The 14,592-nt window shown below is 45.8% G+C and carries 8 protein-coding genes, 2 tRNA genes and 3 rRNA genes; 6 read left to right on the top strand and 7 right to left on the bottom strand.

Annotation, left to right across the window (positions count from 1 at the left end):
* Nucleotides 1-516: 516 nt before the first annotated feature.
* The 3 genes from EJL04_RS01190 (at nucleotide 517) to EJL04_RS01180 (ending at nucleotide 2,766) form a co-directional block, all read left to right on the top strand.
* Nucleotides 517-948: a transglycosylase SLT domain-containing protein gene (locus EJL04_RS01190; RefSeq protein WP_021854652.1), complete on the top strand. Its 432-nt coding sequence runs from the start codon at nucleotides 517-519 to the stop codon at nucleotides 946-948.
* 222 nt (nucleotides 949-1,170) lie between these two features.
* Nucleotides 1,171-1,734, top strand: coding sequence for a LemA family protein (locus EJL04_RS01185; protein WP_125103869.1), 564 nt, complete (start codon nucleotides 1,171-1,173; stop codon nucleotides 1,732-1,734).
* Nucleotides 1,735-1,752: 18 nt separating this feature from the next.
* A complete protein-coding gene (locus EJL04_RS01180; RefSeq protein ID WP_053398260.1) occupies nucleotides 1,753-2,766 on the top strand; it encodes a M48 family metallopeptidase in 1,014 nt (337 codons plus the stop codon).
* An 83-nt stretch (nucleotides 2,767-2,849) separates the two neighbouring features.
* Here the strand turns inward: EJL04_RS01180 and EJL04_RS01175 are convergent, their stop codons facing one another.
* Nucleotides 2,850-3,047, bottom strand: coding sequence for a transposase (locus EJL04_RS01175; protein ID WP_241209925.1), 198 nt, complete (start codon nucleotides 3,045-3,047; stop codon nucleotides 2,850-2,852).
* A 241-nt stretch (nucleotides 3,048-3,288) separates the two neighbouring features.
* Between EJL04_RS01175 and EJL04_RS01170 the strand changes: the two genes are divergently transcribed.
* The 3 genes from EJL04_RS01170 to EJL04_RS01160 all read left to right on the top strand — a co-directional run bounded on the left by EJL04_RS01170 (nucleotide 3,289) and on the right by EJL04_RS01160 (nucleotide 4,799).
* Complete coding sequence (locus EJL04_RS01170; protein WP_125103867.1) at nucleotides 3,289-3,834, top strand: leucine-rich repeat protein; 546 nt, start codon at nucleotides 3,289-3,291, stop codon at nucleotides 3,832-3,834.
* Nucleotides 3,835-3,955: 121 nt separating this feature from the next.
* Entirely contained in the window at nucleotides 3,956-4,498 is a 543-nt protein-coding gene (locus EJL04_RS01165; RefSeq protein WP_125103866.1) for a transglutaminase-like domain-containing protein, read from the top strand.
* A gap of 67 nt (nucleotides 4,499-4,565) precedes the next feature.
* A complete protein-coding gene (locus tag EJL04_RS01160; protein WP_125103865.1) occupies nucleotides 4,566-4,799 on the top strand; it encodes a hypothetical protein in 234 nt (77 codons plus the stop codon).
* A gap of 674 nt (nucleotides 4,800-5,473) precedes the next feature.
* Here EJL04_RS01160 and rrf read toward each other — a convergent pair.
* The 6 genes from rrf to EJL04_RS01130 all read right to left on the bottom strand — a co-directional run bounded on the left by rrf (nucleotide 5,474) and on the right by EJL04_RS01130 (nucleotide 13,977).
* Nucleotides 5,474-5,586 (bottom strand): 5S ribosomal RNA (rrf, locus tag EJL04_RS01155).
* Nucleotides 5,587-5,695: 109 nt separating this feature from the next.
* Nucleotides 5,696-8,585 (bottom strand): 23S ribosomal RNA (locus EJL04_RS01150).
* Nucleotides 8,586-8,704: 119 nt separating this feature from the next.
* Nucleotides 8,705-8,778, bottom strand: a tRNA-Ala gene (locus EJL04_RS01145).
* A 9-nt stretch (nucleotides 8,779-8,787) separates the two neighbouring features.
* Nucleotides 8,788-8,861: transfer RNA gene (locus tag EJL04_RS01140), tRNA-Ile, on the bottom strand.
* Nucleotides 8,862-8,962: 101 nt separating this feature from the next.
* A 16S ribosomal RNA gene (locus tag EJL04_RS01135) occupies nucleotides 8,963-10,492 on the bottom strand.
* Together the 16S, 23S and 5S rRNA genes with 2 tRNA genes alongside form the textbook arrangement of a ribosomal RNA operon.
* A 740-nt stretch (nucleotides 10,493-11,232) precedes the next feature.
* Nucleotides 11,233-13,977 carry a T9SS type A sorting domain-containing protein gene (locus EJL04_RS01130; protein ID WP_164511706.1) on the bottom strand — a complete coding sequence of 915 codons (2,745 nt, stop codon included), beginning with the start codon at nucleotides 13,975-13,977 and terminating at the stop codon, nucleotides 11,233-11,235.
* Between the last annotated feature and the right edge of the window lie 615 nt (nucleotides 13,978-14,592).

The following is a 14,592-nucleotide window of genomic DNA, read 5'->3' as shown; positions in this document are numbered from 1 at the left end:
GAAAGCGGGCACAAGGCAAAACTATGACAATAATTTACCTGCAAGACAAAGCGACATTGCCCCCTATTCACTCCTGCAACAATCTTAGCATAGTTATAGTCTATAACACTTTAACACGCAACATGATTTAAGATATAAAAATGGGCCGTTCCTATAACAACAAATGCCGTGAAACGTGCATTAACATTATGTTTCGCCTAAATTCGGGCGCAAGACGGCAGCCGAAAATATTTTACATATTTTTAAAGCAATTAGTTGATTTTCAACATGATATAAAATGCTTATTTCAATGCAAAATGTTAAAAAAACGGAACAAAGTTTGGATAATCGCATTTTTTTTCATACCTTTGCAGCGGTAAAAAGATTGAATGGCGTATCTTCTTTTGTTTTGAAAGCCGCCATTCGCGTTAGTATATAACTGGCATCCAGACTCGGTTCAATAATTTTTCTCATACGAACCGCTTGCCGCGGACATCCCTGTTTTTTTATATGTCCAGATGCCATAAACCGTAAAATATGGAGAGAATATTAAGAAAAGTATTAGTATTATTATTTGTATTTACAGCAAATTTATATGCTTTTGCAGAAAACAACGAAACTCAAAGCCCTCAATTCGACTGGAATCCGGTGATGGACGCCATTATTCAAGTCGAAAGCGAAGGAAACCCAAAAGCCGTAAGCGGCAACTCATGCGGAGCAATGCAGATAACTCCGATTCTGGTAAGAGAGTGCAACAACATCCTGAAAAGAAGAAAAAGCAAGAAAAGATTTAAGCTGTCTGACCGCTTTAACGTGGCAAAATCGAAGGAGATGTTCATTTTGTTTCAGTCGGTCCACAATCCGCAAAACAGCATAGAGCAGGCCATAAGGTCGTGGAACGGCGGACTCAGATACAGCATAAAAGGCACTCAGCGATACTTCAACAAAGTAATGAATCTGCTGAAATAAACATTAAAACTTAACATAACGCTCTGCATGTCATAGGATAAATCCTGTCATGCAGTTTTTTTTTATTTCATGACGAAACTAAACCGGCACGTGTCCTTATTGGCTACAACCTTCATATTAAATAAGAATAATAAACAAAAAGACTTAAAGAAACCTCAGATATTCATAAAATGGTATTATATTTGTAAACAAACTTATGAAACCATTTATCATTAAAAAATTATGACAACAGGAATTATTATTTTAGTTATCGTCGTACTGCTTGCAATTTGGTGTGTAAGCCTGTACAACAATCTTGTAAAACTTAGAAACAACCGCGAAAATGCCTTCGCAAATATCGACGTGCAGCTTAAGCTGCGCCACGACCTCGTGCCGCAGCTTGTAGCCACGGTGAAAGGATATGCCACACACGAGCGCGAAGTGCTGCAGAGAGTTACAGAAGCACGCACGGCAGCAATGGGCGCCACAACAATAAACGACAAGATCAATGCTGAAAATGCCCTGACAAGTGCGCTTGCCGGCTTGAAGGTGTCACTCGAAGCTTACCCTGACCTGAAGGCTAACCAGAACTTCATGCAGCTGCAGAACGAGATTGCTGACCTTGAGAACAAACTTGCCGCAGTACGCAGATTCTTCAATTCGGCAACAAGAGAGCTCAACAACGCCGTTGAGACATTCCCGTCAAACATCTTTGCCAAAATGTTCGGATTTAAAAAAGAACCTATGTTCGAGGTTCCACAGGAAGAACGCGCTATATACGACAAGGCACCTGAAATTAAATTCTAACATAAATCGCAAGCATATATGAGATATGTCGGAATGCACACCCAGATTATGCGCAACAACAGATTGACAATAATGTTGCTGATCTTGTTTCCCGTAATAATCCTGGGCATGGTATGGGTATTCCTCGCACTGGTAAACTATTTCGGAAACGGATACTACGACCAATACGGCAACATTGTACACCAGCTTGACGCCGCAACAGTAAACTATTACTTCATGAACACCATACCATGGGTCATCGTGGGCGTAGGAATATGGTTTACAATAGCGTATTTTGCAAATACGGCAATGGTACGTGCCGCTACAGGAGCAAGACCGCTTACACGTAAGGAAAATCCCAAAATCTACAATATCGTTGAAAATCTTTGCATGACATGCAACATGGATATGCCAAAGATTAACATCGTAGACGACCCGCAGCTGAACGCTTTTGCAAGCGGTATAGATAAAAAGAGCTACACGGTTACGCTGACAACAGGAATAATCGACAGGCTCAACGATGACGAACTTGCAGGTGTGATAGCTCATGAGCTGACGCACATCCGTAATCACGACACAAGACTGCTGATAACAAGCATCATCTTTGTCGGCATCGTATCAACCATAATGAGCCTCGTTATCCAAATGATGTATAACGCATTCTGGTTTGGCGGACTAAGCAGCCGCAGCAGTGATGACGAGGACAACCGCGGCAACGGACTGTCTATGATTGCGGTATTCATAATCGGAGCTTTATGCTGTGCAGTTGCTTACTTCTTCACATTGCTTACGCGTTTTGCAATATCGCGTAAACGTGAATATATGGCCGACGCCGGAGGTGCTGAGCTTTGCGGCAATCCTTTGGCGCTTGCTTCTGCTCTGAGAAAGATATCAGGCGATCCTGGATTGAATAACGTCAAGCGTGACGATATCGCGCAGCTGTTCATTATTCATCCGCAACACTTCGCACCGGGCATGATGAATTTCTTTAATTCATTATTCAGCACACACCCGGATACAAAGAAAAGAATAGAGATCTTGGAGCAATTCTAAGAAACATAATTAAAAGACAAAAGTGGGGTTAGTCATACTGCCTGACAATTTATGGCAGTAGTCTAATCCCACTTTTGTCTTTATTATATCTTTGCCACCAACAAATAATTAAATTTGCGTTTTACGGTTGGTTTAAGCGTATATTTTGCCATCATAGCATCAAAAATTTCAGAATTGAAAATCAGCGAAGCTAAATCGTCTGCCATACAAAATAATTCTATAACTTTACTCCCGGTGATCATGGCGATTATTGTTTGTAATACTTTGTTGTTCAGCACCATAAAGTTACAACGATTTTCGCTTATCACCAAACTTACAGGCATTTACAATTCGTCGAACTCACGTTATATTATTAAAAGAGATTACATGAAACAGAATCGTCTTGTATTGAAGGTTCTTGCTGCGAGAGTCTTGCAGGGAGAATGTTTTTGTTTAGCGTCCGTACGCTTTCCAATTTATTTAGTAATGTGACAGATGTGTTGGAATTTTTATTAATTTTATCATTCTGAATATATATTTATTATGCATAGATTTTTTATTTGCTTAATTGCTGCAATTACAATAGTAATTCCGTCTTTTTCCCAGAATATCGTTCTTCATGCTCCTGACCATTTCGACGGACCTGTGATGGATGGAATACGAATGTTTCCGGATAGCCTAGTTTACGACTCTCATGCCGAAGAAATTCATATTCCCGACATAATGACAATCGGAAGATTAGGAAATATTGGATTTACCAATCTGAAAAAAGTAACATTCGGCAATATAGATTATATCCTGGGAGGTCTATTTATGGATAATAACACTATTGAGGAGATTGTGTTTGAGGGAGCTATCGGTCATTTCGACTGCGCATTAGTGACAAACTGCCCAAACTTGAGGAAAATCATATTCCGAGGTCCTGTGTCGAGTACAGGAGGCCAGGGATTTGCTCATAACTGTCCGAAATTGGACAGTGTGATATTTGAAAGCACTGTGGTCTATTTCGATTTGGATTTATTGAAAGACTCCAAATGTCCTAATTTAACGAAATACATCTGTCCATGGGGCTTTTCTGAAAGTATATAACGACAAGATAGCATCAATAGCAGATATCAATTATCTGAAATCAAATCCTCGCCTGATAAAAGATTTGAAAAAGACTGCGCAGTGACAGGCACAGATTCTGACAGCAAAGAACTCTGACTGGATGAGAAGCAATGAATATCAGTCAGCCATAATACTTTATCCCGTACTAAAAGCTTTGAATAGTAAGGAAGCGGACACATTGAAAACAGCTATGAATTACGCATGGAGTCTGGGGGAAGAGGTCAAGACCAAACTTGATATTTTGAAAGAATCCCCAAAATACAACTCAGAACCATCCTTTGATATGGCTTTCAGATACGCAGAGCCTTCAGACAGAATGTTGAAAATGACACGCAAGAAGTTCAATCTTGACAAAATAGCCGGTAATGGGGATGACATCAGCAGAATGAAGAATCTCCTTTATTGGGTTCATGACAACATCGAACATGACGGAAGCAACGGTTTGGCTCCCGGAGCAAGAAATTTGGAAAATACATACGAATCTGCTCGTAGAAACAGTTGTGGTTACAACTGCAGGGCTCTTGCTATATGCTTGACAGAGGCATTGCTTGCTGTGGGGATTCCTGCAAAATATATAACATGTATCCAGAAAAGGATGGGAGACGGACAGCGATTGCCATGTCATCTGCATTGCCTGGAGTAAATCGCTGAATAAATGGGTTTGGGTTGACCCTACATTTGCAGCATATGTCACAGATGAAAACGGAATCATGCTTCACTCAGTAGAAGTACGTTATAGATTGCAGCATGATTTGCCATTGATACTTAATGAAGAAGCGAACTGGAACAACAGAGTAAAACAAACAGCCGACTATTATCTTAAGGAGTACATGGCAAAGAATCTCTACTTTCTTGAAACAAATATATGGAATCAAGCTGAACCAGAAGGAGAAAGCAATCATCCTCAAGGTAAGACTGTAACATTAGTTCCGGTAGAGGTTTGACATATCCTCATGCTAATTACAACACATCGGATGAAAAGTGGTTTTGGCAAGCACCCTTATAAAATAATTCCGATATTTAAGAGCCTGTTTAAAATTCTTCTTTGAAGGTTCTGGACAGACAGAGAGTGCGAAACCATTGGAAGAAAATGAATTTTCACTTGATTCACTTCTAGCTTGAGAGTCGCCCAGCGATAGCGTTTCATCAATCAAGTGCGTTTAACCCCAATTGGTCATTAAACCGCACATAATTTTATCTATTTTGTGCCTTCATGCTTTCATCCGCCCTTTTGTTTTCTATTGGCGACTTTTTGCCAGCTTCTTCCTGACTTGCCTGCTATGCCTGCGAAAAATCTAAGGAAAATCCGCTCAATATAAAGCAAGAATCCGTCTGAATTATAATACCCGATTCGGGGTTAAGTCAACTTGATTCAGACACACTCGGTGAAACACTACCCGAAAATGCTTAATGTTTCTTTGTTCAGCTTTTCAAACGTATGTGCATTTATGTGGTAGAATGTCTAAAGTGTACGGCAAGTCATTGGGGATGTCACCATATGTCTCTTTAAAAATAAGTCACATTAGTCTTATTAGTCTCATAAGTCCCATACTCCGTGAGGCCAAACAAAAAAAAGTCCCTGACATCACGACTGACGTCAGGGACTCAACTCTGAAAAAAAAGGCGGCCTCCTACTCTCCCGCATTGCATTGCAGTACCATCGGCGCAGGCGGGCTTAACTTCTCTGTTCGGAATGGGAAGAGGGGGAACCCCGCCGCAATAACCACCTAAATATGGCTTTTTGACGGTCTCGGCACAAGAACAAAACATTAGTGAACCTGGAAGTACACCGATGAAAGAGACTTCATCCTCTGTTACATGCACATCAAAAGAACATGCACAGGAAAAGCTTCGGGCAATTAGTAGCGCTCGGCTTTGACGTCGCCGTCTTTACACCTGCGCCCTATCAACGTCCTCGTCTGGAACGGCCCTCAAGGAGTTCTTATCTCGCGGACGGCTTCGCACTTAGATGCTTTCAGCGCTTATCCGGGCCAGACACGGATACCCGGCGGTGCACCTGGCGGCACAACCGGCATACCGGAGGTCTGTCCAACACGGTCCTCTCGTACTAGTGTCAGATCCGCTCAAAACTCCAACGCCCACGATAGATAGAGACCGAACTGTCTCACGACGTTCTGAACCCAGCTCGCGTGCCACTTTAATGGGCGAACAGCCCAACCCTTGGGACCTTCTCCAGCCCCAGGATGTGACGAGCCGACATCGAGGTGCCAAACCACCCCGTCGATATGAGCTCTTGGGGGGGATCAGCCTGTTATCCCCGGAGTACCTTTTATCCTTTGAGCGACGGAGTTTCCATACACGTCCGCCGGATCACTATGCCCCAGTTTCCTGCCTGCTCGGGATGTCTCCCTCCCAGTCAAGCGCCCTTATGCCATTGCACTCTGTAAGGCCGGTTACCAATCGGCCCGAGGGCACCTTTGGAAGCCTCCGTTACGCTTTTGGAGGCGACCACCCCAGTCAAACTGCCCGCCAAGCAGTGTCCGCGAATCACGCGTTAGACCTCAGACAGCCAAAGGGCCGTATTTCAACGGCGGCTCCACCAATACTGGCGTACCGGCTTCATAGCCTCCGGCCTATCCTACACATCGGATGACCAAGGTCAGTGCTAAGCTGCAGTAAAGGTTCACGGGGTCTTTTCGTCCCATCGCGGGTAATCGGCATCTTCACCGATACTACAATTTCACTGAGATCATGGTTGAGACAGCGTCCGGATCATTACACCATTCGTGCAGGTCGGAACTTACCCGACAAGGAATTTCGCTACCTTAGGACCGTTATAGTTACGGCCGCCGTTTACCGGGGCTTCAATTCAAACCTTCGGATTGCTCCTGAGCTCTCCTCTTAACCTTCCGGCACCGGGCAGGTGTCAGGCTGTATACTTCATCTTTCGAGTTCGCACAGCCCTGTGTTTTTGTTAAACAGTTGCCTGGACCTATTCTCTGCGCCTCACTCAACGTGAGGACCCCTTATCCCGAAGTTACGGGGTCAGTTTGCCTAGTTCCTTAACCATGAGTCTCTCAACGCCTTAGTATATTCTACCCGACTACGTGTGTCCGTTTGCGGTACGGGTGCCTGTGCGATTGCTTAGCGGATTTTCTCGGGAGCATGATTACCCGCACTATCTCCGTTGCCCGGAGGCGCCGGAGTACTGTCAGGGTCGGCTCGGAATGCGGATTTGCCTGCATCCCTCATAACCTACGCCCTTCAACGGGGACTTCCGTCACCCCGCGGCGGTTCCACTTCTCCGTCTCCACATCGCTCGCACAGGCAGTAACGGAATATTAACCGTTTCTGCCATCGCCCTCGCCGTTCGGCTTAGACTTAGGACCCGACTGACCCCGGGATGACTGGCATTGCCCGGGAAACCTTGGTCTTGCGGCGGGAGGGGTTCTCGCCCTCCTTGTCGTTACTTATACCTACATTTGCTTTTCCATGCGCTCCAGCTCACGTCACCATGAACATTCGACGCACATGGAATGCTCCCCTACCGATACTTTTATTATTACTATCCCGCGCCTTCGGTATCTGCCTTATACCCGATTATTATCCACGCAAGGACCCTCGACCAGTGAGCTGTTACGCACTCTTTGAATGAATGGCTGCTTCCAAGCCAACATCCTGGCTGTCTCAGGGACCTCACTTCGTTAGACTAACTCAGGCAGAATTCCGGGACCTTAGACGGCGGTCTGGATTCTTCTCCTCTCGGGGACGGACCTTAGCACCCGCCCCCTTGCTGCCCCGCTGCGGGCGTCAAGCATTCGGAGTTCGTCAGGACTTGATAGGCGGTGAAGCCCTCGCATCCTATCGGTCGCTCTACCTCTTGACGCTATCGCGGAACGCTGCACCTAAATGCATTTCGGGGAGTACGAGCTATCTCCGAGTTTGATTGGCCTTTCACTCCTACACTCACCTCATCCGGAAGCTTTTCAACGCTTATCGGTGCGGACCTCCATCCCGTGTTACCGGGACTTCATCCTGGACAAGTGTAGATCACTCGGTTTCGCGTCTGCCTCCACGGACTCTGCGCCCTATTCAGGCTCGCTTTCACTGCGGCTCGGCGCCTTAGGCGCTTAACCTTGCCCGTGACGGCAACTCGTAGGTTCATTATGCAAAAGGCACGCCGTCACATGCAACGCATGCTCCGACCGCTTGTAGGCGTATGGTTTCAGGGGCTATTTCACTCTCCTCGTCGGAGTTCTTTTCACCTTTCCCTCACGGTACTGGTTCACTATCGGTCTCACGGGAGTATTTAGCCTTGCCGGATGGTCCCGGCGGATTCGCGCAGGATTCCTCGTGTCCCGCGTTACTCAGGATACCGCTATGCCGGCATGAACTTCGCGAAGGGGGCTGTCACCCGCTACGGCCCGACTTTCCAGACGGTCACGCTCGCTCATGCTCGTACAACAGCGCGGTCCTACAACCCCGGATGTGCCTCGACACACCCGGTTTGGGCTCTTCCCCGGTCGCTCGCCACTACTGGGGGAATCATTGACTTATTTTCTCTTCCTGCGGGTACTAAGATGTTTCAGTTCCCCGCGTTCGCCTCATGACATTGCCATGATGACCGCCTTAAGGCGGCCGGGTTGTCCCATTCGGAAATCCGCGGGTCAAGGGTCATTTGCACCTAACCGCGGCTTATCGCAGCTTATCACGTCCTTCATCGCCTCCGTGAGCCTAGGCATCCGCCATACGCCCTTATTTGCTTTTCCTATGAAGATATCATCCCACATTTGCGGAACGACTCATTCAGCTCTGTACTTTAACGTTGTGTTCTCTACTGTTTTGCTTGTGCCAATATGTCAAAGATCGTTCGTCCAAAAAGGACACGTGGAGAATAACGGATTCGAACCGTTGACCCCCTGCTTGCAAAGCAGGTGCTCTAGCCAGCTGAGCTAATCCCCCGTGATTGAGTAGTCCCAGGCAGACTTGAACTGCCGACCTCCACATTATCAGTGTGGCGCTCTAACCAACTGAGCTATAGGACTATGTGTCTTAAAAAGACTAATCAACCAATATAGTAATACATACAAACAGATTCGTACAGAACATGAGAGTCCTCACACACACTAATGAAATACGACTCCAGAAAGGAGGTGTTCCAGCCGCACCTTCCGGTACGGCTACCTTGTTACGACTTAGCCCCAATCACCAGTTTCACCCTAGGCCGACCCTCGCGGTCACGGACTTCAGGCGCCCCCGGCTTTCATGGCTTGACGGGCGGTGTGTACAAGGCCCGGGAACGTATTCACCGCGCCATGGCTGATGCGCGATTACTAGCGAATCCAGCTTCGTGGGGTCGGGTTGCAGACCCCAGTCCGAACTGAGAGGCACTTTATTGATCCGGACGTACTTGCGCACATCCAACTCGCTGTATGCCCCATTGTAACACGTGTGTAGCCCCGGACGTAAGGGCCGTGCTGATTTGACGTCATCCCCACCTTCCTCACACCTTACGGCGGCAGTCTCCACAGAGTGCCCAGCACGACCTGATGGCAACTATGGACAGGGGTTGCGCTCGTTATGGCACTTGAGCCGACACCTCACGGCACGAGCTGACGACAACCATGCAGCACCTTCACAGGAGCCCCGAAGGGCCTCACCATCTCTGGATCGTTCTCCTGCAATTCAAGCCCGGGTAAGGTTCCTCGCGTATCATCGAATTAAACCACATGTTCCTCCGCTTGTGCGGGCCCCCGTCAATTCCTTTGAGTTTCACCGTTGCCGGCGTACTCCCCAGGTGGGATGCTTAACGCTTTCGCTTGGCCGCTGAATTCTAAAACCCAACGGCGGGCATCCATCGTTTACCGCGCGGACTACCAGGGTATCTAATCCTGTTCGATACCCGCGCTTTCGAGCCTCAGCGTCAGTTGCGCTCCGGTAAGCTGCCTTCGCAATCGGAGTTCTTCGTGATATCTAAGCATTTCACCGCTACACCACGAATTCCGCCTACCTCGTGCGTACTCAAGTCCTCCAGTTCGCGCTGCAGTGCCACGGTTGAGCCGCGGCATTTCACAGCACGCTTAAAGGACGGCCTGCGCTCCCTTTAAACCCAATAAATCCGGATAACGCCCGGACCTTCCGTATTACCGCGGCTGCTGGCACGGAATTAGCCGGTCCTTATTCGTGCGGTACCTGCAATATGGGACACGTCCCACACTTTATCCCCGCACAAAAGAGGTTTACAACCCATAGGGCAGTCTTCCCTCACGCTACTTGGCTGGTTCAGGCTTGCGCCCATTGACCAATATTCCTCACTGCTGCCTCCCGTAGGAGTCTGGACCGTGTCTCAGTTCCAGTGTGGGGGACCTTCCTCTCAGAACCCCTACCGATCGTCGCCACGGTGGGCCGTTACCCCGCCGTCAAGCTAATCGGACGCATCCCCATCTGTTACCGCTAAACCTTTAGTCCTAATTAGATGCCCGCAAAGGACCACATACGGCATTAATCCGCCTTTCGACGGGCTGTGCCGTGGTAACAGGCAGGTTGGATACGCGTTACTCACCCGTGCGCCGGTCGCCATCAAAGAATGCAAGCATCCTTCATGCTGCCCCGCGACTTGCATGTGTTAAGCCTGTAGCTAGCGTTCATCCTGAGCCAGGATCAAACTCTCCACTGTAAAATATCTTTATAATGTAATCAATACCCGAAGGTAAAGATTAATTTAATCTGCTCTGTAATGTACGCATTTCATTATCCAGTATATGTGAATTGCCATCTTTGCAAGAAATGAATCAAGCAATATGGACGGAACCCTACATGTTCTTTCCTTCATGTTTCTTATTAAGAAACGATTGAAGGCCTGTACTGTTTCTGTTGTATATGTAAACTTTTCAAAGAACTCTTTTCTTGTTCGCTATCACTATCGTTGTGAAAGCGAGTGCAAAGATAAGGGGTTTATTTTATTCTCACAAACTTTTTGAGGATTATTTTTCAAAAATATCGATTTTTCTGCTCAAAATTGATATAAATCAAGCAAAACAGGATAATTCTTCGTAAAATCTACGAATTTTACACTAATTTTAAAAATTTAGTCTAAAACCCAAAAACAGATAAAAAATTGGAGTTTTATTCATATAAAGAAGATATATTCTTTTTGATTTTCAAATATGCCATAATTCATTTTAGCCAAAATCTGTCATTAGGCCGCACATTGCATTACCAATTTTGTGCATTCATTCTTTCACTCCGTCTTTTGTTTCTATTGGCATCTTCTTGTTCGCTTTTTCCTGACATACCGAAAATGCGCTCAATATAAAGAAAAATACAATCCAAATCATAATAACAGATTTGGGTTAAATAAAAATCCGTTATCCGGAGAGACTCCTTCAAACGGATTTTTCTTGATATGTCTGGTTTTTATTTGTTCACCACTTTATATGACTTTACTTTCTTGCCGTCTGTAACCTTTAATATATATATACCCTGTGGCAGCGACTTGAAATCTTTTCCATTTTTCAGCAACACACCATCCACTGAATATATCTGATAACTTGCAGAAGCGCCATTCTCGATGTCAGCAGGACTTTCTATTGCAGTGGCTGAAGAAGATACAAACAAATTAATGTTGCGAGTCATTGTATACTCTGTCGTACCATCACCACAGAAAACAGGTATAGTGAAAAGTCCGTCGGCATTAATATCCGGCTCTATGCTGAGCGTACCGTCAGAATTATCCATCACATTCCATCCGTCAGGACACTCATAGCCATAAAATGCCGAATTTTTATCAAAGCCAACAAACAAGGCATTTAAGTCAATCTTGCTCTCAACACCAGGAAGAATCTGATAATTTGGCTCAGCCATCCAATTAAGATACTCTTCCAATGCTGTGTAACCTTCGGCATTAAGCGTATTATTATCTTCGAGATTCGGATTCAATCCCTTTGCCTTCTCCCACCAGTCTGGCATACCGTCGCCATCTGTATCAAAATCGGCACCGCGTGTCTCGCCTACTTCAGGGAAATAAACATATCCTTCAGCATCTGTCTCGCGGTCGATAAGTCCCAGTTTACCCGAAACGCTACCCTTTGTACTTGTCGTGCCATTGTATGTCTCGCTTACCATGCGCATGTCGTGCTCATCAAAATAAGGAAGATTGGCTCCGACGTCAGACAAAACCGACTTATAAGCATCCTTTGCATCCTGTATTTCAGCCTTGGAATCGAAGAAGGGCTTGTCTACGAACACCGTCCAATCAACCACCTGTCCCCCAGATGTCTCATATCTGTAAGTTTCGTCAAGCGCATCTTCTGTAACAGATCCGTCCTTATTTATTCTAAGATTGCCTTTAACATAATATGACTGCGAACCTGTGCCGGTGCCTTCAAGCTGTGCACGCAACAAGAAGCGCTGAGTGGTTGCAGGACCCATCTTATAATAGTTATTTACAAAATTACATTCATGTGTTCCGCCGTCTGTGGCACGTCCGCCCCAGTTATATACTACATTATTAAATACGTCATGATGTCCGGCATAACTTCCGGCTCCATCAAGTCCGCCGCTCAAACTCCAGTTGCGTCCTTCGTTATGAACAAGAAGATTATGGTGATAAGTGGCAGTGTCGCCGCCAATGGTAGCAGCATATCCGTGTGCCGCACCTGGACCATAATTAGGATGATTTGCCACGTTGAGGGCTTCAGAGATAAGTGTGCGCTGCAAGGTGATGTTCTTGGCATTGCGCGAACTGAAAGCCTCGTCGATGGTCCATCCTACAGAGCAGTGGTCCATTATCGCATTATTGTTGCCGGCCATACCAAGACCGTCGAGTCCTTTTGCCTGATCAGCCACATCGTCATTATGATATCCACGGCGCATACGGACGAAGCGTGTGATGCCGTCGCTTGCCACACCGATAGGAGCACCACGGAAAAGGATACCTTTGCCTGGAGCTGTCTGTCCTGCGATGGTAACGTATGGGTCAGAACATGTCAGACGAGACTTAAGATTGATTGTTCCGGAAACATCGAATACTATAGTACGGGGACCGTCAACTTCAGTAAGTCCATATCTGAAAGTACCGGGAACAGGAGTCTCTTCAGCAGAATAATCTTCAAGAGACGTTACATGATAAACACTTCCGCCACGACCTCCGATAGCATACTTTCCATATCCTTCGGCTCCGGGGAATGCTATGCGGCGCGGACGAAACGACCATACATCACTCGGATAGGCGTTACCTTCGGCATCGATCTCGTCAACACGCCAATAGTATGTATTAAGTGCCGACTCGGCGGCAGAGAGGTTGCTTACTGTGTAAAAATCATCATTTGTCTCGCCGACCTTCACCAGCTGATCGGCTGATGTGCCCATATATACAACGCTGCTGACTGCTATCGGCGCTTTAGTCCACCTCAGTGTGAGCGAACCGTTGTCTGCATCGACATGATAGTCGAGATTTGCGGGATAAGGATCTAAAGCCGTTGAATTAGGATTCGACTCATCCAGCACAATACCGCTGAGGAATATTCCGGAAGTACCATACGTAACACCTGCCTCTGGCTTTGACACAAAACTTACAGTTACGTCAGCACCCTCAACGGCATTAAACGTTATATAAGCCTGTCCGCTGGCAGACGGGCTTTCAGCCCTTGACGACATTATTATATTTTCGGCAACCTTTACGCCATCCACCAGCACGTCAATCGGTGCTACCGAAGAGATATTGCCATCAGTAACATTGAGATATGCCAACAAGGAGTGGCTGCCGGCTGAAAGTCCCTTAAAGACAAGGTTCATAGTAGCACTCTCCGTTGTAAGCTGAGGAGTGTTGCCGTCAGAATCAAATCCATATACAGCCACACAGTCGCCTACAAGCTTAGAATGCTTGTTCACTCCGTCTTTCCACCAGTTAGATTTCAGAGTTCTGTTTGTAACCGACTGGTCGCCACAGTTGACAACAAGTGTCAGTTTGCGGGTTTCGTCGCCCGGCACTTCAATGTCTGTAAGAGTGTCAGCAACTGCCTTATCTACTGTCCATCCGATATATTTGTCCTCGGTGTCGCGCCCGGGATTAAGCGGAGCGTTATCAAAGTCGATACGCTGTGCCTGCGCTGACAAACTCAACGCACACAAAGAAGCGCCTATTAGCAAATGTTTTTTCATAAGATTAATAAAGTTAATAATTTATATTTATATAATAAGACTTGCTTCATTTTAACGGCGATATAGCCATAATAATAGACAAATCATAAATATAACGATTACGCATAAGTGTTGTAATCACACTTTGGGAAGCAGTTCCACGCTATTAACATTTTTTAATCCGTCAAATCTTATGAACTATTTTCAACAAATACATCTAAACATTATGCACATATTTTGTTTCGATCAGCAAAACAATTTTTTCAAAAAAACTCATCACTCATCACATTGACACGTAACGCAATAATCTTCAATGAGTTACAGCGTGACGAGTTGTTGTGACAACTCATCACGCTGTAAAACCGGATACACATTTTACGTATATAAAAACAGCAGGATTATGATGATGTGACGAGTTGAGTATTCAACTCATCACACGCTAAAGCATTGAATATTAGTGAATTAAGGACAATTGTGATAAGTTACGAGTTTCTAAGAAAAACTTTTTATGAATCATGCAGTACACGCAGGAGCAGGCATCTTGCATTGCAATATGTGGCATATCAGCAGGCAATAAGCCGTCTATCAGAATCCAAAAGACCACATATTGCAGCATGCATAACAGGCAAAGTCAGA

This window comes from Prevotella marseillensis (genome assembly GCF_900625065.1).
In the GTDB taxonomy this organism is placed as follows: Bacteria; Bacteroidota; Bacteroidia; order Bacteroidales; family Bacteroidaceae; genus Prevotella; species Prevotella rara.
This window is presented reverse-complemented; position numbering and strand designations above follow the sequence as displayed.